This window comes from Sporosarcina thermotolerans, assembly GCF_042658975.1.
Classification (GTDB): domain Bacteria; phylum Bacillota; class Bacilli; order Bacillales_A; family Planococcaceae; genus Sporosarcina; species Sporosarcina thermotolerans.
In genome coordinates this window covers 1-18,483 of sequence record NZ_JBHSRM010000001.1, presented here as the reverse complement: position 1 = coordinate 18,483, position 18,483 = coordinate 1, and the positions used below count along the sequence as shown (strand labels likewise).

21 protein-coding genes are annotated in these 18,483 nt (G+C 40.6%); 2 read left to right on the top strand and 19 right to left on the bottom strand.

What is annotated here, in order from left to right:
- The 6 genes from ACFPZG_RS00105 to rpsF form a co-directional block, all read right to left on the bottom strand.
- Positions 1-1,971, bottom strand: coding sequence for a DHH family phosphoesterase (locus ACFPZG_RS00105; protein ID WP_283733437.1), 1,971 nt, complete (start codon positions 1,969-1,971; stop codon positions 1-3).
- 12 nt (positions 1,972-1,983) lie between these two features.
- Positions 1,984-2,922 (bottom strand): DUF2232 domain-containing protein, encoded by a 939-nt coding sequence (locus ACFPZG_RS00100; RefSeq protein WP_283733436.1) that lies wholly within the window; start codon positions 2,920-2,922, stop codon positions 1,984-1,986.
- Positions 2,897-3,055, bottom strand: a complete 159-nt coding sequence (locus ACFPZG_RS00095) for a hypothetical protein (RefSeq protein WP_283733435.1) — start codon at positions 3,053-3,055, stop codon at positions 2,897-2,899. The genes ACFPZG_RS00100 and ACFPZG_RS00095 overlap by 26 nt, the downstream gene beginning before the upstream one ends.
- 58 nt (positions 3,056-3,113) lie before the next feature.
- On the bottom strand, positions 3,114-3,350 hold the full coding sequence (rpsR, locus tag ACFPZG_RS00090) for a 30S ribosomal protein S18 (protein WP_283733434.1): 237 nt from the start codon (positions 3,348-3,350) through the stop codon (positions 3,114-3,116).
- A gap of 44 nt (positions 3,351-3,394) precedes the next feature.
- Complete coding sequence (gene ssb / locus ACFPZG_RS00085; protein ID WP_317940430.1) at positions 3,395-3,904, bottom strand: single-stranded DNA-binding protein; 510 nt, start codon at positions 3,902-3,904, stop codon at positions 3,395-3,397.
- A gap of 64 nt (positions 3,905-3,968) precedes the next feature.
- Complete coding sequence (gene rpsF, locus ACFPZG_RS00080) at positions 3,969-4,256, bottom strand: 30S ribosomal protein S6 (protein ID WP_283733433.1); 288 nt, start codon at positions 4,254-4,256, stop codon at positions 3,969-3,971.
- Positions 4,257-4,681: 425 nt separating this feature from the next.
- On the opposite strand from rpsF, the gene ACFPZG_RS00075 reads away from it, so the two are divergent.
- Complete coding sequence (locus tag ACFPZG_RS00075; RefSeq protein ID WP_283733432.1) at positions 4,682-5,242, top strand: DUF3267 domain-containing protein; 561 nt, start codon at positions 4,682-4,684, stop codon at positions 5,240-5,242.
- A 43-nt stretch (positions 5,243-5,285) separates the two neighbouring features.
- Here the strand turns inward: ACFPZG_RS00075 and ychF are convergent, their stop codons facing one another.
- The 3 genes from ychF to ACFPZG_RS00060 form a co-directional block, all read right to left on the bottom strand.
- Complete coding sequence (gene ychF, locus ACFPZG_RS00070) at positions 5,286-6,386, bottom strand: redox-regulated ATPase YchF (protein WP_283733431.1); 1,101 nt, start codon at positions 6,384-6,386, stop codon at positions 5,286-5,288.
- A gap of 85 nt (positions 6,387-6,471) precedes the next feature.
- On the bottom strand, positions 6,472-6,675 hold the full coding sequence (locus ACFPZG_RS00065) for a DUF951 domain-containing protein (protein WP_283733430.1): 204 nt from the start codon (positions 6,673-6,675) through the stop codon (positions 6,472-6,474).
- A 23-nt stretch (positions 6,676-6,698) separates the two neighbouring features.
- On the bottom strand, positions 6,699-7,592 hold the full coding sequence (locus ACFPZG_RS00060; protein WP_317940429.1) for a mechanosensitive ion channel family protein: 894 nt from the start codon (positions 7,590-7,592) through the stop codon (positions 6,699-6,701).
- 64 nt (positions 7,593-7,656) lie between these two features.
- On the opposite strand from ACFPZG_RS00060, the gene yyaC reads away from it, so the two are divergent.
- Positions 7,657-8,259 carry a spore protease YyaC gene (gene yyaC, locus ACFPZG_RS00055; RefSeq protein ID WP_381426360.1) on the top strand — a complete coding sequence of 201 codons (603 nt, stop codon included), beginning with the start codon at positions 7,657-7,659 and terminating at the stop codon, positions 8,257-8,259.
- Here the strand turns inward: yyaC and ACFPZG_RS00050 are convergent.
- The 10 genes from ACFPZG_RS00050 to rnpA form a co-directional block, all read right to left on the bottom strand.
- Positions 8,234-8,941: a DUF554 domain-containing protein gene (locus ACFPZG_RS00050; RefSeq protein ID WP_283733426.1), complete on the bottom strand. Its 708-nt coding sequence runs from the start codon at positions 8,939-8,941 to the stop codon at positions 8,234-8,236. The two genes, yyaC and ACFPZG_RS00050, sit on opposite strands and share 26 nt — an antisense overlap.
- A gap of 65 nt (positions 8,942-9,006) precedes the next feature.
- Positions 9,007-9,843, bottom strand: coding sequence for a ParB/RepB/Spo0J family partition protein (locus ACFPZG_RS00045; RefSeq protein ID WP_283733425.1), 837 nt, complete (start codon positions 9,841-9,843; stop codon positions 9,007-9,009).
- On the bottom strand, positions 9,836-10,597 hold the full coding sequence (locus ACFPZG_RS00040; protein WP_283733424.1) for a ParA family protein: 762 nt from the start codon (positions 10,595-10,597) through the stop codon (positions 9,836-9,838). Before ACFPZG_RS00040 ends, ACFPZG_RS00045 begins: the two co-directional genes overlap by 8 nt.
- Positions 10,598-10,786: 189 nt before the next feature.
- A complete protein-coding gene (noc, locus tag ACFPZG_RS00035; RefSeq protein WP_317940427.1) occupies positions 10,787-11,647 on the bottom strand; it encodes a nucleoid occlusion protein in 861 nt (286 codons plus the stop codon).
- 159 nt (positions 11,648-11,806) lie between these two features.
- Positions 11,807-12,523 carry a 16S rRNA (guanine(527)-N(7))-methyltransferase RsmG gene (gene rsmG / locus ACFPZG_RS00030; RefSeq protein ID WP_283733423.1) on the bottom strand — a complete coding sequence of 239 codons (717 nt, stop codon included), beginning with the start codon at positions 12,521-12,523 and terminating at the stop codon, positions 11,807-11,809.
- Positions 12,524-12,584: 61 nt separating this feature from the next.
- A complete protein-coding gene (gene mnmG, locus ACFPZG_RS00025; RefSeq protein ID WP_317940426.1) occupies positions 12,585-14,474 on the bottom strand; it encodes a tRNA uridine-5-carboxymethylaminomethyl(34) synthesis enzyme MnmG in 1,890 nt (629 codons plus the stop codon).
- Positions 14,475-14,762: 288 nt separating this feature from the next.
- The gene (mnmE, locus tag ACFPZG_RS00020; protein ID WP_283733422.1) at positions 14,763-16,148 is read right to left on the bottom strand and encodes a tRNA uridine-5-carboxymethylaminomethyl(34) synthesis GTPase MnmE; all 1,386 of its coding nucleotides are present in this window, start codon (positions 16,146-16,148) and stop codon (positions 14,763-14,765) included.
- A 230-nt stretch (positions 16,149-16,378) separates the two neighbouring features.
- Positions 16,379-17,173 (bottom strand): RNA-binding cell elongation regulator Jag/EloR, encoded by a 795-nt coding sequence (gene jag / locus ACFPZG_RS00015; RefSeq protein WP_283733421.1) that lies wholly within the window; start codon positions 17,171-17,173, stop codon positions 16,379-16,381.
- A complete protein-coding gene (gene yidC / locus ACFPZG_RS00010; protein ID WP_283733420.1) occupies positions 17,170-17,943 on the bottom strand; it encodes a membrane protein insertase YidC in 774 nt (257 codons plus the stop codon). The genes jag and yidC overlap by 4 nt, the downstream gene beginning before the upstream one ends.
- Before the next feature lie 69 nt (positions 17,944-18,012).
- Positions 18,013-18,357 (bottom strand): ribonuclease P protein component, encoded by a 345-nt coding sequence (gene rnpA / locus ACFPZG_RS00005; protein ID WP_283733419.1) that lies wholly within the window; start codon positions 18,355-18,357, stop codon positions 18,013-18,015.
- Between the last annotated feature and the right edge of the window lie 126 nt (positions 18,358-18,483).

Here is an 18,483-nt window from a genome sequence, read left to right as displayed (position 1 = left end):
TCATTTTCCCCTTTCCAATTTATCTTCTATAGCGGCTTTCAATATATCCTCCGCTTCTTTTACCGTTTCCACATCAAACTGGCAGGCCGCATTAGTCAAATGACCCCCACCGCCAAGTTCTTCCATAACGAGTTGGACGTTAAGTTCCCCAAGTGACCTTGCGCTGATGCCAATTTTCCCATCTGCACGTGGTGCAATCACGAAAGAGGCGACTACCCCTTTCATCGTCAAAAGAATATCAGCTGTCTGTGCAATTAGAACAGAACCATATGCCACTCCATCCTGGCCTTTGGCAATTGCAATACCTGACGGTGACAGCTCAACTGTTTCTATAATCTTGGAGCGCTCAATATACGTATCAATGTCCTCCTTCAGAAGACGTTGCACAAGTACCGTGTCAGCCCCATATGTCCGTAAATAAGATGCAGCCTCAAAGGTTCTGGATCCTGTCCGTAACGTGAAGCTCTTCGTATCGACTACAATCCCTGCGAGCAAGGTAGTTGCCTCTAACTTCGTTAACTTTTCATGTTTCGGCTGGTATTCAAGTAATTCTGTAACAAGCTCCGCAGTAGATGACGCGTAAGGTTCCATGTAAACTAGCATCGTGTTGTTGATGAATTCCTCTCCCCGTCTATGATGATCGATGACAACGACCTTTTCTGCCTTGCCGATCAACCGGTCATCAATGACCATGCTTGGCTTATGCGTGTCAACGATCACAAGAAGCGATTTTTCTGTCAACATCGATAATGCAGTTTCAGGGTCAATGAATTGTTCAAACAACTCATCATTCTCCTTTATCTCATCCATCAATCGAGTTACACTGCCATCTAACTCCTCGAAATTGAGGACGACATACCCTTTGACATTGTTCATCCGGGCCATCTTCTGTACACCGATTGACGCCCCTATTGCATCCATGTCCGGCATTTTATGACCCATGACTAATACCTTATCGCTGCCCTGGATCAAATCCCGCAATGCATGTGAGATGACCCTCGCACGTACACGAGTCCTTTTTTCCACCGGGTTGGTCTTGCCTCCGTAGAACTTCAGCTTTCCATCGGTGCGCTTGATCGCCACTTGATCTCCGCCACGGCCCAATACAAGATCCAGGCTGGACTGGGCAAGCTCTCCTAACTCGGTAAGTGAAGCGGATCCTGTCCCGACTCCAATACTTAACGTCAAGCCTGCATTCTGCTTTGCCGTCTTTTCCCTAATATCATCAAGTATCGTGAATTTTGCAGTTTCCAATTTAGATAAAATACCCTCGTTGAATACTGCCATAAAACGATCTGAAGCAATCCTTTTCACGAATATCCCGTTCTCGGTTGCCCAGTCATTCACAAGGGATGTAACGAGAGAATTCAGATGGCTCCTTGTGGAGTCATCCATCGTTTGGGAAAGTTCATCGTAATTGTCGATAAGCATAATTCCAAGTACTGTCCGATCTTTATAATAAAGAGATTCCATACTTACTTTATCAGTAATGTCAAACAGGTAGAGAAGTTTTTCTTCTGGCCTGTAGACGACCTTAAAGGTTGAATCACCAACCTTTAGTGGTGGTGTATCTTGTTCTTCATTCTTTAAGATTGAATGGAATGTTTCAGAGAGATGGAACAATTCATCCCCTATCAGTGTCTCTTTTTTGAAGATAGCAGCAGCGAAAGGGTTCGCCCACTCGACGAGATACTTTTCATTGAAAAGGATAATTGCAATCGGCAGTTCAAGGAGCGCTTCCTCCCCAACCTTCTTCATCCGATAGGAAAGTGATTCAATATGCTTTTCCGTCTCGATATAAGTTTGCTCCTCAAGCTTCCAAGCGAACCCTATTGCCAATATAAAAGGGATTGTAAATAAAAGGCCGGCCCAGAAGTTCAATAAGAATATAAGGACAGCGGCTATCAATCCAAGGAGAGAAATGATAATCAATGGATATCGGATAGCCCTTCTTCTAAAAAACGACTTCATTTTCTCATCCCCTTACTTCGAGTTGTCCTTCTTGATCCAAGCTCGGATATTCACGCCTATATCAAGTATGCCAAGAAGTATAGTAATTGGATTAAATAACAAGGCTAAAATTATTGAGAAAAACGTAACAATCCCCGGCAGCTTCATCCTGTACATAAAATAAAGGACCAATGATAGACCTTGTAATAATAACAATACCCTTAAAATTATCGTCGCATTAATATAAAGCAAATATGTCGAAGAGTCCGGTGTCATTTTCATCACAAAGGGTAAGAGAATAAACAACCCATAAATAAAAATGGTGATCACAGGTAATTTCATTTGATGAAATGGTGGGAACTTCGGTACGTTATGACCAAGTCTTCTGAGCAACATGAGATTAGGGATTACCATAATGAATGCGAATGCATACACGGATAATATAAAGACAGCCGGAATTGAGGATCGGTATAACATGAATGCCTCGGCAACAACATTTTCGTATCCTTCCGGTAATGCGCCGAATTCATTTAATGAAGCCTTGAATTGGTTCTCTGACTCCTTCAACACTGCCATCAAACTATCCATGATATTGACCTCAAAGAACAAAGCCAACATGAGATAGGTTAAAATTCCAACGATGATCAAAACAAGACCGGAACTCATAAAGATATATAATTTGGATTTCCCAAGTAATAGAGACTCAGCAATAAGAAAGCCAAGAATCCCAAAAACGAGGGCAAAAGGCAGCAGTATAGGGCCTCCTAAAAGTAAAGCAAGTAGACCTGCCGATAAAACAACATATGATGTCGTTTTTCTATCTTCCCGTAATCGATAAAGAATAATCGGTAGAGGAAGGAAAAACATGACTATCAGTCCAATTAACGGGATAAAAAAAACCCCCGCCAAAAGTATGGTGAATAATGCAAGCATCATTGCACCGTATTTAATTTTCTTTGAATGGTCTTGCATCAGTCTTTTCCTCCGTCCAACAACTGACTACTATCTCATCTTCGTCTGTCGTCTTATTGAATGTGAGTTCCTTTAATTGTATCATGATTGGAACCATTAAACCAAAGACTGTATATGCGCATCTTTTGGCCAATAAAAAACCGCCTTTGGACCGGGAAAACCCGTTTCACAAGGCGGTTAAAAATGTTTTTTTATCTTTCTTCCGCTACGAACGGAAGAAGTGCCATAATACGAGCACGTTTAATAGCAGTCGTTAATTTACGTTGATATTTTGCGCTTGTACCAGTTACACGGCGAGGCAAGATTTTCCCACGTTCAGAAACGAATTTCTTAAGTAGATCAGTATCTTTATAATCGATACGTGTAATGTTATTTGATGTAAAATAGCAGACTTTACGGCGTCTTTTACCTCCACGGCGTGGTGCCATATCGCTTTCCCTCCTTACTTGATTACGTCAATGGCAATGCCTGATCAGAACGGCAAGTCGTCATCCGATACTTCTATCGGACCGCTGCCCGCTGCGAACGGGTCATTGTCAGTGCGTGTATAATTTTGTTGACTTGGTTGTTGATATTGTTGATTTGGCTGCTGGTTCTGATAATAAGGTTGTTCGTTTCGTGGTGCACTACCATAAGCAGCTCCAGATTTTTCAGAGTTCGCACTACGCGGCTCAAGGAACTGTACGCTATCTGCTACAACTTCCGTCATAAAGACACGTTTACCATCTTGTCCATCGAAACTACTCGTTTGAATACGACCTTCGATTCCGGCAAGACTTCCTTTGCGCAAAAAGTTTGCAGTGTTCTCTGCCTGTTTCCTCCATGTGACACAGTTGATGAAATCAGCTTCACGCTCTCCCTGTTGGTTCGAGAATGTTCGATTTACCGCAAGTGTGAAGCGTGTTACTGCTACACCGCCCTGTGTGTACTTGAGTTCAGGATCTTTTGTCAATCGGCCAACTAAAACGACACGGTTAATCATCAGATTCCAACCTCCCTCATCAATTTCAAGTAATACTTTTTACAGCTTTTTCGTTCTTTATAGATTAGTTGTCAAGACGAACAGCCATATAACGAATGATATCTTCATTAATGTTCGCAAGACGATTGAATTCATCGATTGCTTCAGTACCTGCGTTAGCTGTTACCAATTGGTAGAAGCCTTCACGTAGGTCGTCGATTTCGTATGCAAGACGACGCTTGCCCCACTCTTTCGACTCGATGATTTCCGCTCCGTTTGAAGTTAGGATGTCATCGAAACGAGTGATCAACGCTTTTTTAGCTTCATCTTCTACTGTTGGACGGATGATGTACATGATTTCGTACTTTCTCATCTTTAGTCACCTCCTTATGGACTTTGGCCCACTTATGACGGCGGGCAAGGAGTAAGTAATGTTATTACTCACATCATCATATTTTAGCATGATATGTTTGGATATTCAACTATTAAATAAAAATGAAGTTTCTTTAATCACTGATTTCCGTTCCAGGCGGACGCTTTCCGTGGGGCGCGGGTGAGCCAATCGAACAGCGAAGGGTTCGATTTGCCGTATTTCTGCGTTCTTTGCAGAAATTAAGGCATCCGTTTCGGCATTCCTGCTCGTAACGCTTCGCTTTTACTCGCAAAAGCCGTTCTTCGTAACGGCTTTCGCTTAATCCCACAGGAGTCGCCGCCTTTCACTCCAATCCTCGGCGAGTACTGATTAATTTTAATTTCAACTTATCCGAATCGTGTATACTGAAAATACGAGGTGATTTTATGGGGAGTTTTGGTGAACCGGATAAGGTTATTGAGATAGATTTGCCTAAGGTGGCTAAGGGAGGGATGTGGATTTCTTTCTTTACACTTATTGGGCTACTTGTTATGAGAATGCTTATTGAGGGTGGGCTTTCTTATTCGATTACGATCTGGACTTTTTTGTATTTTGTAGGTGGTTATATACTTTTAATTGTTCTTCATGAACTTTTTCACTTGCTTGGTTTCAGGGTTTTCGGTGGGGTTCCTTGGAAGAAGATGGTTGTTGGCGTGAATCTTAAGTTAGGCATTGCCTATGCGACAACAGACGTCCCTATGACGAATAAGGCTATTCGTATGGCCTTACTGCTTCCTTTTTGGACGACCGGGGTATTGCCAGCAATCATTGGTCTTGTTATCGGAAATGGGGTTTTGATCACTCTTGCCGCCTTTCTGATTGGTGGAGCAGCCGGTGACTTTGCGATGCATAAAGAGTTGAAAAAACTTCCTGATGATTGGCTTGTTAAAGATGACCCCCAGTTGCCGAGGTTATACTTATTTGAACCAGGAAAACATATACAATGAAAACAACCGGCAAGGATAATTATCCTTTGCCGGTTGTTTTATATTACACGTTAAAACGGAACAACATTACATCGCCGTCTTGAACGATATACTCTTTTCCTTCCAAACGAACCTTACCTGCTTCTTTTGCAGCTGTCATTGACCCCGCATTAACAAGAGCATCGTATGCTACTGTTTCCGCACGGATGAAGCCACGTTCGAAGTCGGTATGAATAATGCCGGCACATTGTGGTGCTTTCATTCCTTTACGGAACGTCCATGCACGTACTTCCTGAACGCCTGCTGTGAAGTAAGTAGCCAATCCTAATAAGTGATAAGCCGCTTTGATCAGCTGATCGAGGCCTGATTCTTTAATGCCTAACTCTTCCAGGAACATTTCTTTCTCTTCCTCGTCTAATTCAGCCATTTCTTCCTCGATTTTCGCACAAACGACGATCACTTCTGCATTGTCCTGCTTCGCAAATTCACGAACCGTATTCACATACTCATTCGAATCTGCTTCAGCAATTTCATCTTCAGACACATTCGCAACATATAGCATTGGCTTGATTGTTAATAAATGCATTCCTTTAATCAGTTGGAACTCTTCAGGAGTCAATTCCACTGAGCGGGCAGGCTTTTCATTCTCAAAAGCCTCTTTCAGTTTTATCAACACAGGCTCTTCAGCCATTGAATCCTTGTCTTTCTGTTTCGCCATCTTGGATACACGTGTCAATCGCTTGTCCACGCTTTCCATATCAGCGAGGATTAGTTCAAGGTTGATGACCTCTATATCGTCAATTGGATTTACTTTACCCGACACATGGGTGATATTTTCATCATTGAAGCAACGGACTACCTGGCAAATCGCATCTACTTCACGAATATGAGATAGGAATTTGTTTCCTAACCCTTCCCCTTTACTTGCACCTTCAACGATTCCGGCAATATCCGTAAACTCAAAAGCGGTTGGTACTGTCTTTTTAGGTACAACTAACTCTGTCAATTTTTGAAGTCGCTCATCAGGTACTTCCACTATTCCAACGTTCGGATCGATTGTACAGAACGGGTAATTTGCAGCCTCTGCTCCAGCCTTCGTAATTGCGTTGAATAATGTCGATTTCCCGACGTTTGGTAAACCAACGATTCCTGCTGTTAACGCCATTTATTTCCCAACCTTTCATATAGGTCAATTTCATTATACTCATTACAACTCTTCTATTATAAGAATTGTTTGGGTCTCTGTCTAATTAATGTTCAACTTCGCCTTTAATAAGCACCTTTTTCATCTTTTTTGCAAACTCATTTCGAGGAATCATGACGCTATGTCCGCATCCTTCACATTTGATACGGATATCCGCGCCCATTCTAATGATTTTCCAAGCATTCTTACCACATGGATGCGGTTTTTTCATCTCAACCACGTCATTCAATTGAAAAATTTTATCCGCCATATGCTCAACCTCCCCTTTCATCCCTATTGGTTATCAAATGACTTTGTTACAAGTGTTGGATATGGGATTTCGATTCCTTGCTCTCCTAAATACTTCTTCAACCCAATTCCTATATTTCTTGCTGTATCAAAATGACGCATCGGTTTTGTTTCCACAATGATTCGTTCAATTACGGAGTTTTCAGTAAAATCATTCGCACCTATTAATTTAGGTTTTCCGAGTAAATCTGGATTATCCTTATTGAATGATTGTAGGAATTCATTAATGGATTTTTCAACTTTCTCTATGCCTAATTCAAATGGAATCGTTACATCGACAATTGCCAATGAATTTTTCATGGAATAGTTGACTACTTGTGAAATTGTACCGTTTGGCAAAATGAAAATTTCACCCGTGAAGTTTTTCAATTTTGTAGTTCGTAGTCCAATCTCTTCTACCATACCTTCTGCCGTACCAATTTTCACATAATCCCCTACAGAAAACTGATCTTCAAATAAAATGAAAAAACCTGAAATAACATCTTTCACAAGGCTCTGGGCTCCAAATCCTACTGCGAGGCCCAACACCCCCGCCCCTGCAACAAGTCCTTTCACATCTATATTGAACTCTTGTAGGATGGCTAAAATCGCAGAAAAGTAGACGACGTAGCTAAGAGTATTCTCCAGTAACTTTAGTAAAGTCCTCTCACGTCTTTCTTCTCTACGTATCGGACCTCTCAACTTAATCCTGAATAACCGTCTAATGATGAATTTTCCGGCATGTACAACGATGAAGGCAATGGCGATGATAAAAGCAATCCTAACAGCAACTAAGAGAAGGCCAATCCAAACCTGTTCATTAAAAAAGAATTTACTTACTTTTTCAGTGTCATCACTAAAAAAAAACTCGATTAACTTCTCCATATTCTCCTTCGTCACTTACAAACTTCCTTTCAGTATAAAACTCATCATAGTCGCGTATACTGCTAAACAATCAATCATTTTGACTACAATACAAGAATGGAGTTTTGTCATGCACTCAACACTTTCTACGGATTATGATTTCCGGATACATTATGATGCCACAGGCGCTGTTTGGAATCTTAGTTCATTTTTTCTCAAGCATATTCCCTTCCAAAACGATTCAATTTCATTCTTCTGCATTGGAACTGATCGATCTACGGGAGACGCACTGGGTCCCCTGACAGGTTCTCATTTATCAGAATCTTTACTGTTTCCGTTTTCCGTAATAGGAACACTGGAGAAACCCTTACATGCACTTAATCTACAAAAACATTTGGATGAAACATTCGAACAGGATCCTTCAACGTTCATTGTAGCGATCGACGCATGTTTAGGAAAAAACGACTCGATTGGACAACTATTATTGCATAATGGACCTCTTTACCCAGGAAAAGCTGTTGGAAAGGCTTTGCCGCCTGTCGGTAATTTATCCATTAAAGGGGTTGTTAACATATCTGGATTTATGGAGCAGGCAGTCCTTCAAAGCACTCGACTACACCTTCCCTTTGAAATGAGCAGAGTTATTTCCCGTGCGTTGCAACTTGCATACGGGAGATTCAAAACAGATAATGGACAATTGTAACGACGATTCCTACAACAAAGATTCCGGGTATAAAATTAGCAACGCGCATTTTTGTAATACCTATCAAATTCAATCCAATTCCAACAATCATTAGGCCGCCTGTTGCCGTCATTTCAGAAATGAAAAACTGCAATAATTCGTCCGGCACGTAGCGGCTTATTTGTGTTGAAAGTAATGTTATAATTGTTTGATAAATAAAAACAGGCACTGCCGAAAATGCCACACCTATTCCCAAGGTCGAACTTAAAATGATGGAAGTGAATCCATCAAGTACACCTTTCATGATTAATACATCATGATCGTTACGAAGTCCACTATCGATAGCCCCTATAATCGCCATTGAGCCTACAACAAAGATCAACGTTGCTGTTACAAATCCCTGCGCAATACCGGGACCTTCTTGTTTTGACGGTAATTTACTTTCGAGATACTGACCTAACTGATTTATCTTGCCGTCAAGATCCATCCATTCACCAATAATAGCCCCAATTACAATACTTATTATGACAATTAATATTTGTGTGCTTTCAAACGTCATTTGTATTCCGATTGCTGCTACAGCCAATCCAATTCCATACATCACAGTTTCTTTCATGCGTTCCGGAATATTGTTTAAAAAACGTCCAATTAACGCGCCCAAAATGATTAACACAACATTTACAATCGAACCAAACAATACCATGGTTTTTCACTTCCGCCTATTAAAAATAATACCTATTTTGCAGTATGAGCAAAATAGGTACATGCTTAATCATTCAATAAATCTAATATTCTTTCAAGGTCTTCTTCAGTGAAAAACTCAATTTCTATTTTACCTTTATTTTTCGACTTCTTAATGGTAACATTGGTGCCGAAATATTCCCGTAAGTTAGACTCTCGTTCTTCAAGGAAGATGTTTTTCTCTTTTGGCTTTGTTTCACGTGGAACATTTTCGTTCAATCTTTGAACTAATTTTTCCAACTGTCTGACGTTTAAACCTTCACTAATAGTTTTCTCTGCAGTCAATAAAATTTGCTCTTTTTTTCGAAGTCCAAGCAATGTCCTTCCGTGACCCATTGATAGCTTGCCAACTGTAATCAGGCTACGCACCTTCTCAGGTAGACTTAATAATCGAATATGATTGGCAATATGCGGACGACTTTTTCCAAGTCTAAAAGCAAGTTGTTCTTGCGTCAGGCTTAAATTATCCATTAGTTTTTGGTAAGCTTCAGCTTCTTCAATAGGCGTTAGGTCTTCACGCTGCAGATTTTCAAGAATAGCCAATTCCATAGATTCTTCGTCTGTCAATTGACGGACTACTGCTGGAATCTCTTTTAGCCCCGCAATCTTAGCTGCACGGAAGCGCCTTTCCCCTACTACTATTTCATACATAGTTCCGACTTTCCGGACGATAATCGGCTGTAAAATACCATGTTCTTTAATCGATTCACTTAATTCTTGAATTGCATTCTCATCAAATATTTTTCTTGGCTGATATGGATTCACTTTTATACTTTTCAATCGGATGTTCTCAATTGATTCGGCTTTCGTTAAAGACTCATCGGGAAACAAAGCGTTTAAACCTTTTCCAAGACCCTTAGCCATTGTGTACCACTTCCTTTGCCAGCTCTAGATATACTTCAGCGCCCCTCGATCTTGAATCATACATGATGATTGGTTCTCCATGACTTGGTGCTTCACTCAACCGAACATTCCTTGGAATAATTGTTCCGTAGACCTTATCCTGAAAGTATTTCTTCACTTCTTCAATGACTTGAATGCCTAAATTAGTTCTCGCATCAAACATCGTTAATAAAACACCATCTATCATTAGTGCTTCATTTAAATGCTTTTGTACAAGCCTAATTGTACTTAATAATTGGCTTAAACCTTCCAACGCATAATATTCGCATTGAACTGGAATGATGACTGAATCAGCAGCAGTCAATGAATTAATGGTTAATAACCCTAAAGAAGGCGGACAGTCGATGATAATATAATCATACGAGTTCTTCGCATTCTGAATCGCATGTTTCATCCTAACTTCCCTTGAAATCGTTGACACTAATTCAATTTCAGCACCCGCCAGGGAAATGGTTGCTGGAACGATATCTAAGTTTTCCATTTTAGTATGATGAATAACATCCTTGATATCAACATCATCTATTAACATATCATAAATGCATTGATGCACATCACCTTTGTTAACCCCTACCCCACTTGTTGCATTCCCTTGGGGATCGGAGTCAATTAATAAAACCTTTTTGCCAATATGTGCAAGGCAAGCACTTAAGTTAACTGAGGTGGTTGTCTTTCCAACTCCTCCTTTTTGATTAGCGATTGCAATAATTTTACCCACACTTGCACCTGCTTTCTCACTATCATACTAAAACTATAATACTTTTTTATATTGACTGACGACTTTTATTATATTTCTTTCAATCTATTATAGTTTATCAAAAAAACGATGTCTGTGGTAATGTATCGCATAAAAAAACTCCTGCTTTTAATAAGCAAGAGCAATTACTCTTATAATTTATTTGTTTTCTTATTTCTTTTTAGGAATTTTAACAGTTATTGTATAAAAATCATCCGTATCCTCTTCTTCAGTCTTTACATTTATGCCGCTTTTCGTTACAAGGGCCAGTGACTGTCTAATTGTATTTAGTGCAATTCGGACATCTTTACTTACGGATTTTCGTTTAACTGGTTTTTTCTTTACTTTCTCTTCTTCAACTGGATTCAATGCAAGATGGATTCTTTCCTCCAATTGCTTTACATTGAGTTGTTCATCAATTGCTTCGTTGAAAAGTTTATGTTGCAAATCGGCATCCTTAACAGAGATTAATGCTCTTGCATGCCTTTCGGATAATTCTTTTGTAAGAATTTTATCCTTTATTTCTTTTGGAAGTTTTAAAAGGCGAAGCTTATTGGCAATAGTGGACTGTCCTTTTCCCAATCGCTGTGCCAGTGCCTCCTGAGTTAAAGAATGCAACTCCAATAATTTCTCGTATGCGTATGCCTCTTCTATAGCTGTTAATTCTTCACGTTGTAAGTTTTCAATCAATGCAATGGAAGCTGTCTCTCTATCATCAAGATTTCGAATAATTGCAGGTACTTCTTCCCAACCTAATTTTTTCATTGCTCGGTATCTACGCTCACCTGCAATAATTTCATATCCATCATTACTTTTTCGGATAACAATGGGTTGGATAACGCCGTGCGTATGAATCGTCCTAGCTAACTCTTCGATTTTCTCCTCGGAAAAAATTGTTCTTGGCTGATACTTATTTGGCTTAATCAAATCTATTTTCACTTGTTCAACTTTTTCGGATGGAGTGTTCTCGATTTGTTGAATCTCAGGTTCTTTTTCTACACTACCAAAAAACCGTGAAAACGTATTTTTCATCCCGGCACCACCTTTATAAACTGCTCATCTTTAATTGTATATTCGCTATATCTATTATATATCCTCTTTGGTACTTATTAAAGTGTAGATTGATAGATTGTAGTTAGAACCTACCAATCTACATAATAGGGTATAAAAGAAATGTTTCACGTGGAACAATTAAGCAATTGGTGTTTTATTTGGAACTCCTGGTTTACGAGGATATCTTTTAGGAGTTTTCTTAACCTTCTTGAAAATGAATATGTTTCTTTCGCTTTCCTCAACAGGTAAATTGAAAGAATGTTTATCAAGCATTTCAGCTCCAAGTAAAGTAAGTGCCTTCTTAGCATCCATCAATTCCTCCTCGGCTGCAGCACCTTTCATAGAAATAAACACTCCACCCTCTTTAACAAGGGGAACGCATAGTTCTGAAAGAACCGATAAACGTGCTACGGCACGAGCAGTTACGATGTCAAATTGTTCACGGTATTTTGGATTTTGACCAAAGTCTTCAGCCCGGGAATGGACAAATTCAACATTACTCAATTTTAGCTCTTTAGCAAGCTCATGAAGGAATGTAATTCTTTTATTCAATGAATCAACAATTGTTACCGATAGATCAGGGTAACAGATCTTCAATGGAATACTTGGAAACCCTGCCCCTGCCCCTACATCACAAATGGACTTACTTCCTGATAAATCCATATGAAATGCCGCCGTTATAGAATCATAAAAGTGTTTAAGATAAACGGATGGTGCGTCTGTTATAGCTGTTAAATTCATTTTTTCATTCCACTCAACCAACAAACGGAAATACGTATTAAATTGTTGCATTTGAACTTCTGTTAAACTGATGCCCTGACTTTTCAATGCATCTAAAAATTGTTCTTCGTTCACTCGGATCCTCCTTTTAAAAAAGGACTGATGCGGACTTATACTCCACATCAGTCTCATGATGTTAACCTGATATTTTTGCGATTTTGCCTTGCTCAATATATACAAGAAGAATAGAAATATCGGCGGGATTTACGCCTGAAATCCTTGATGCTTGCGCAATCGACAGGGGTCTTACTGCTGTAAGATTTGCTTTCGCCTCTTTTGCAATTCCATTGATTGCATAGTAATCAATGTTTTCGGGGATTCTCTTGTTCTCCATTTTCTTCATTCGTTCAACTTGTTGCATCGATTTTTCAATATAGCCTTCGTATTTGATGAAAATCTCAACTTGTTCGGCTACTTCAGGAGTTATTTCTTCCTCAGGTGGAACAACCGTTATGATTTGTTCATACTTCATTTCTGGTCGTTTTAACAGGTCAGCTGCTTTCATTGGCTCACGAAGCTCTGTTCCCCCTGATTGATGGATAATTTCTTGAACAGCCTCGCTCGGTTTAATCGTTACTTTACGAAGTCTTTCAATTTCCTCTTCGATTTGTTGCTTTTTCTCAAGGAATTTCTCATGACGTTCTTCACTTATCATTCCAAGTTGGTATCCAATTTCTGTAAGACGTATGTCTGCGTTGTCATGACGAAGCAAAAGTCTGTATTCGGCTCTTGATGTAAGAAGACGGTATGGTTCACTTGTTCCTTTAGTCACAAGATCGTCGATAAGTACACCGATATAGGCATCTGATCTTCCGAGGATGACTTCCTCTTTACCAAGTGCTTTTCTTGCAGCATTGATTCCAGCCATGATGCCTTGTGCAGCTGCTTCTTCGTAACCGGAAGTTCCGTTAATTTGGCCAGCTGTGTATAAGTTTTTGATTTTCTTCGTTTCAAGTGTCGGCCATAGCTGTGTTGCGATAATGGAATCATACTCAATCGCATAGCCTGCGCGCATCATTTCCGCCTTTTCCAATCCCGGTACACTTTCGATCAACCTACGTTGGACATGTTCAGGCAAACTTGTTGAAAGACCTTGTACGTAATACTCCTTTGTATTTCGACCTTCCGGCTCAAGGAAAATCTGATGACGAGATTTATCCGCAAAACGGACGATTTTGTCTTCGATTGAAGGGCAATAGCTTGGCCCCTTCCCTTTTATCATCCCTGAATACATCGGGGAAAGATGAAGGTTTTCATTGATAATTTCATGTGTTCTCGGCGTTGTATACGTTAACCAGCAAGGCAATTGATCCATTATGAATTCCGTTGTTTCATAGCTGAATGAACGCGGAACTTCATCACCTGGTTGAATTTCCGTTTTGCTGTAATCAATTGTATTGCCGTTAATACGCGGAGGTGTTCCGGTTTTGAAACGTACTGTTTCCAATCCGAGTTCCTGCAGATTTTCAGCAAGCTTGATCGCAGGCATTTGGTTATTCGGGCCACTTGAATATTTCAAATCGCCGATAATGACTTCCCCGCGAAGGAAAGTTCCTGTTGTGATAATTATTGTTTTTGCCCGATAAACTGCACCAATTTGAGTGATGAGTCCTTTCACTTCGTTGTCTTCGACAATTAATTCTTCGACGACTCCTTGGTGAAGTGTTAGGTTTTCTTGTTCTTCAAGAACGCGTTTCATTTCTTGTTGGTATAGGACTTTGTCTGCTTGCGCACGAAGTGCACGTACGGCAGGTCCCTTACCTGTGTTTAACATGCGCATTTGGATATGCGTTTTATCAATAACTTTCCCCATTGCTCCGCCTAGTGCATCAATCTCTCTTACGACGATCCCTTTTGCGGGACCTCCGAGTGATGGATTGCATGGCATGAAAGCAATCATGTCAAGGTTCATGGTAAGCACCAATGTCGATGCACCCATCTTCGCTGAGGCTAATGCTGCTTCGACGCCGGCATGCCCTGCTCCGATGACTATACAATCGAACGTGCCTGCTTCAAATTGTGGCATGTTCGTTCATCCTTCCTATTTTATAAATTGTATTGCTGTATATATTAGTAATCACAAAATCGGATTTCCGCTACAGGCGGACGCTTTCCAAGCGAACCACGAAGAGTTCGATTTGCCGTATTTCTGCGCCTTTTGCAGAAATAAAGGCAGTGGCTAACTACTCCCTTAGGTTCGCAATAAACATTGCTCGTAACGCTGCGCTTTTACTCGCAAAAGTCGTTCTACGTAACGACTTTCGCTGGAGTCGCCGCCTTTCGCTTCAATCCTTGGTGTCTAATGTTAAAATAACTATTTCCCTAAACAAAACTGGGAGAACAATTGGTTGATGAGGCTGTCTTGGACTGTGTCGCCGACGATTTCGCCTAAGAGCTCCCACGTACGTGTTACATCGATTTGAATCATGTCGACCGGTACGTTTGCCTCTGCTGCGGAAATAGCGTCCTGGATTGTCTTATGTGCTTTGTGGAGCAATGCAATGTGTCGGGCGTTGGATACATAGGTGAGGTCGCTGGCTTCAAGTGCTCCTTCAAAGAAGAGTTTTGCAATTGCTTCTTCAAGTTCATCAATGCCCTCTTCCTTAAGGATCGATGTCGTGACTACAGTTCCTTTTCCGGCTAATTCATATACTTTTTGCATATCTATTTTCTGAGGGAGATCTGTTTTATTAATGACGACGATTAGATCCATCTCAGCTGTAGCTTCAAACAGACGGATATCTTCTTCCGATAACTCCTCGGAACTATTTAGGACAAGTAGAATAAGATCTGCTTCCTTTAGTACTTGGCGAGACCGTTCTACACCAATCCGTTCGACGATATCTTCAGTTTCGCGAATGCCTGCTGTATCGACGAGTCGAAGCGGTACTCCGCGGACATTGACATATTCCTCGATTATATCACGGGTTGTTCCTGCAATTTCGGTGACAATCGCCTTGTTCTCCTGGACGAGGCTATTCAATAAAGAAGATTTACCGACGTTCGGCCTTCCTATGATGACGGTAGATAATCCTTCACGCAGGATTTTACCTTGTGAAGATGTTCGGAGTAGTTTCTCAATCTCCTGTTTTACCCATGTCCCCTTCTCAATCATTAGTGGAATGGTCACTTCTTCAACGTCATCGTATTCCGGATAGTCGATATTCACCTCTACCTGCGCCAGCGTTTCAAGGAGAGCTTGTCTTAATTCTCCGATCAATTTGGAAAGCTTCCCTTCCATTTGGTTCAAGGCAACATTCATCGCACGATCAGTTTTTGCACGGATCAAGTCCATGACAGCCTCTGCTTGGGATAAATCGATCCGTCCATTTAGAAATGCACGCTTTGAAAACTCGCCTGGTTCTGCAAGGCGAGCTCCTTCTTTCAACACGAGGTTGAGGACTCGGTTCACTGCCACTACACCGCCATGGCAATTTACTTCGACGACATCTTCACGGGTGAAAGTTTTTGGTGCCCTCATAATGGATACCATCACTTCCTCGACAACTTCACTTGTAGATGGGTCTACCAAGTGTCCATAATGAATTGTATGTGATTGTTCTTCCGCCAGTTTTTTACCGGACGGAGAACGGAAAATTTTATCTGAAATGTCGATAGCTTCGTCTCCACTAAGCCGGACGATGGCGATAGCCCCTTCCCCCATTGGAGTAGATATGGCAGCTATTGTATCAAATTGCATATTCATCACCTTCCTGACTCGTTACCCACATGTGGATAACTGTTTTGACATGACTATCTGACATAATATACTATCACAAATTCACACTTTCTCATAGTCAGTGAACCAAAAAAATGTGGATAAGTTTGAACGAGAACCCTTCTTGTATTTTTTTAAGGAGTGAATGATTATGACTAACAATATTTCGTCATTAAAAAACCCCGTGAAGTTCACGGGGTTTTGATTAATATTCAATTAATTGGTTCAATTACAAGGTAACGATGCGGATCTGTTCCTTCCGAATAGGTTTCGATATCCAAGCGATTCGATAAAGCATTATGGATGACTTTTCTTTCATAAGAAGGCATTGGTTCCAACTTTACTTTCCTTCCGTTGCGAACGGCTTGATCAGCCATACGCTCTGCAAATTGTTCCAAAGATTGTTCGCGTCTATCACGATAGTCACCTACATCTAAACGTACAACTTTGAATTGGCCAGCATATTTATTTGTAACGAGCTGGGCCAATTGCTGTAATGCATTCAACGTTTGTCCTCTTTTACCAATTAGGAATGCAGCCTTTTTACTTTCCAATTGGAATGTAATGTACTTTCCATCCATTTCATGATTGATAATAAGGTCATCAATTCCCATTGCTTCGGCAATTGCCTTCACATACGCAGTCGTTTCACTAATTGCTTGTTGATCGGATGCATTAGAATCCTCGATTTTCACCTCTACAATTTCCTTCGTCGGTTCAATCGGCTGTACAACGGTTTCTTCTTCTCGTACCGGCCCGGAAGTCATTTTCAAGGTAGGTTCTTGGATTTTTTCAACCTTTTCTTCTATAGAGGAGGTGGTTTGTTGAACTTCTGTCTTTCTGATGCTAACAATGACTTCCGCTTCTCTAACTCCAAATCCCAAAAATCCTTTTTTCCCAGGGTCGACTATTTCAACATCCACTTCATCACGCGTCATATTGAGCTGTTGCAATGCTGCTGAAACCGCAGCCTCCACTGTCGCTCCCTTTCGCGTTATCCTATTCATTTCTTTTTCCCTCCCGCTTTTACAGGTGCCACTTCTTCTTTTTTCTTGAATGGTTTGTAAATGAAGATATTCTGGATAATTGAAATGATATTACCGATAACCCAATATAATGCAAGTGCTGCTGGTAGGAATGTACCGAAAATCATGATCATGAAAGGCATGATATACATCATTACCTTCATTTGCGGGTTGTCCATCGCTGGACCTGTACGCAATACGGCAAATTGCATTAACCCTGCAATAATTGCGAGCGTTACGCTTGGTGCACCAAGTTCAAACCAAAGGAATTTACCGATCTCGATTTCCGGCGTCGCATTCATCCTGCTGATTGCATGATAGAGCCCAATGACGATTGGCATTTGGATAAGTACAGGTAGACACCCTGCTGCCGGGTTGATCTTCTGCTCTGCCATTACCCGTTGCATTTCTTCACGATATTTCTGTTGCGTTACAGCGTCTTTTGATTTGTATTTCTCTTTCAATCCGTTTAGGATCGGTTGCATTGCCTGCATACGCTTTGAACTTTGCGCTTGTTTAATCATAAGCGGCAATAAAATCAGGCGGATGATGATGGTTACGGCAATGATTCCAAAACCATACGTACCTAATAGTTCTTTAAAGGTTACGATTAAAGATACAATCGGCCAGACGATGTATTTATTCCAAAATCCTTCGCTCGTTTCATATATCGGCTGATTGAATTCCGAACAACCTGCAAGGAATACCGATAAAACGGTGAGCATAAGTATTAACGCGGTTCTTTTTTTCAACTTGTTTCCCCCAAATCTATTCCTAAAATCTATTGTTGATTTCAGTTTATCATGAACATTTATAACGTTCTACTTCTTATTGAATGCCTTGGCAATCTTCAGTACGTGTTGAAGGCTTTTTTTTGTTTCATGGAAGTCTAAATTGGCCGCCTGGTGTCTGGCGATAATAACATAATCCCTGTCATTTTTCAGTTCTTCTTTCATTTCAAGGAAGGCTTGACGGATGTATCGCTTTATACGGTTACGGGTTACTGCATTTCCTAATTTTTTTCCGACGGAGAGGCCAATCCTGAATTCTGGCTGCTCTTCCTTTATATAAGAATAGATGACGAATTGCCGATTCGCGACGGATTTACCTTTTTTAAATACTTTTTGAAAGTCTTCGTTTTTTTTGACGCGTTGACGTTTTTTCAAGCCTTTCACCTCCCTCATACTATTTACATACTATTTCTTTTTCAGACGGACGCTTTTTCAATCCAGCTTTGGCGGCCAGATGCTCGGGGTCATAAGTCAAAGCTACTGCGTGGCAAAGAACGCCAC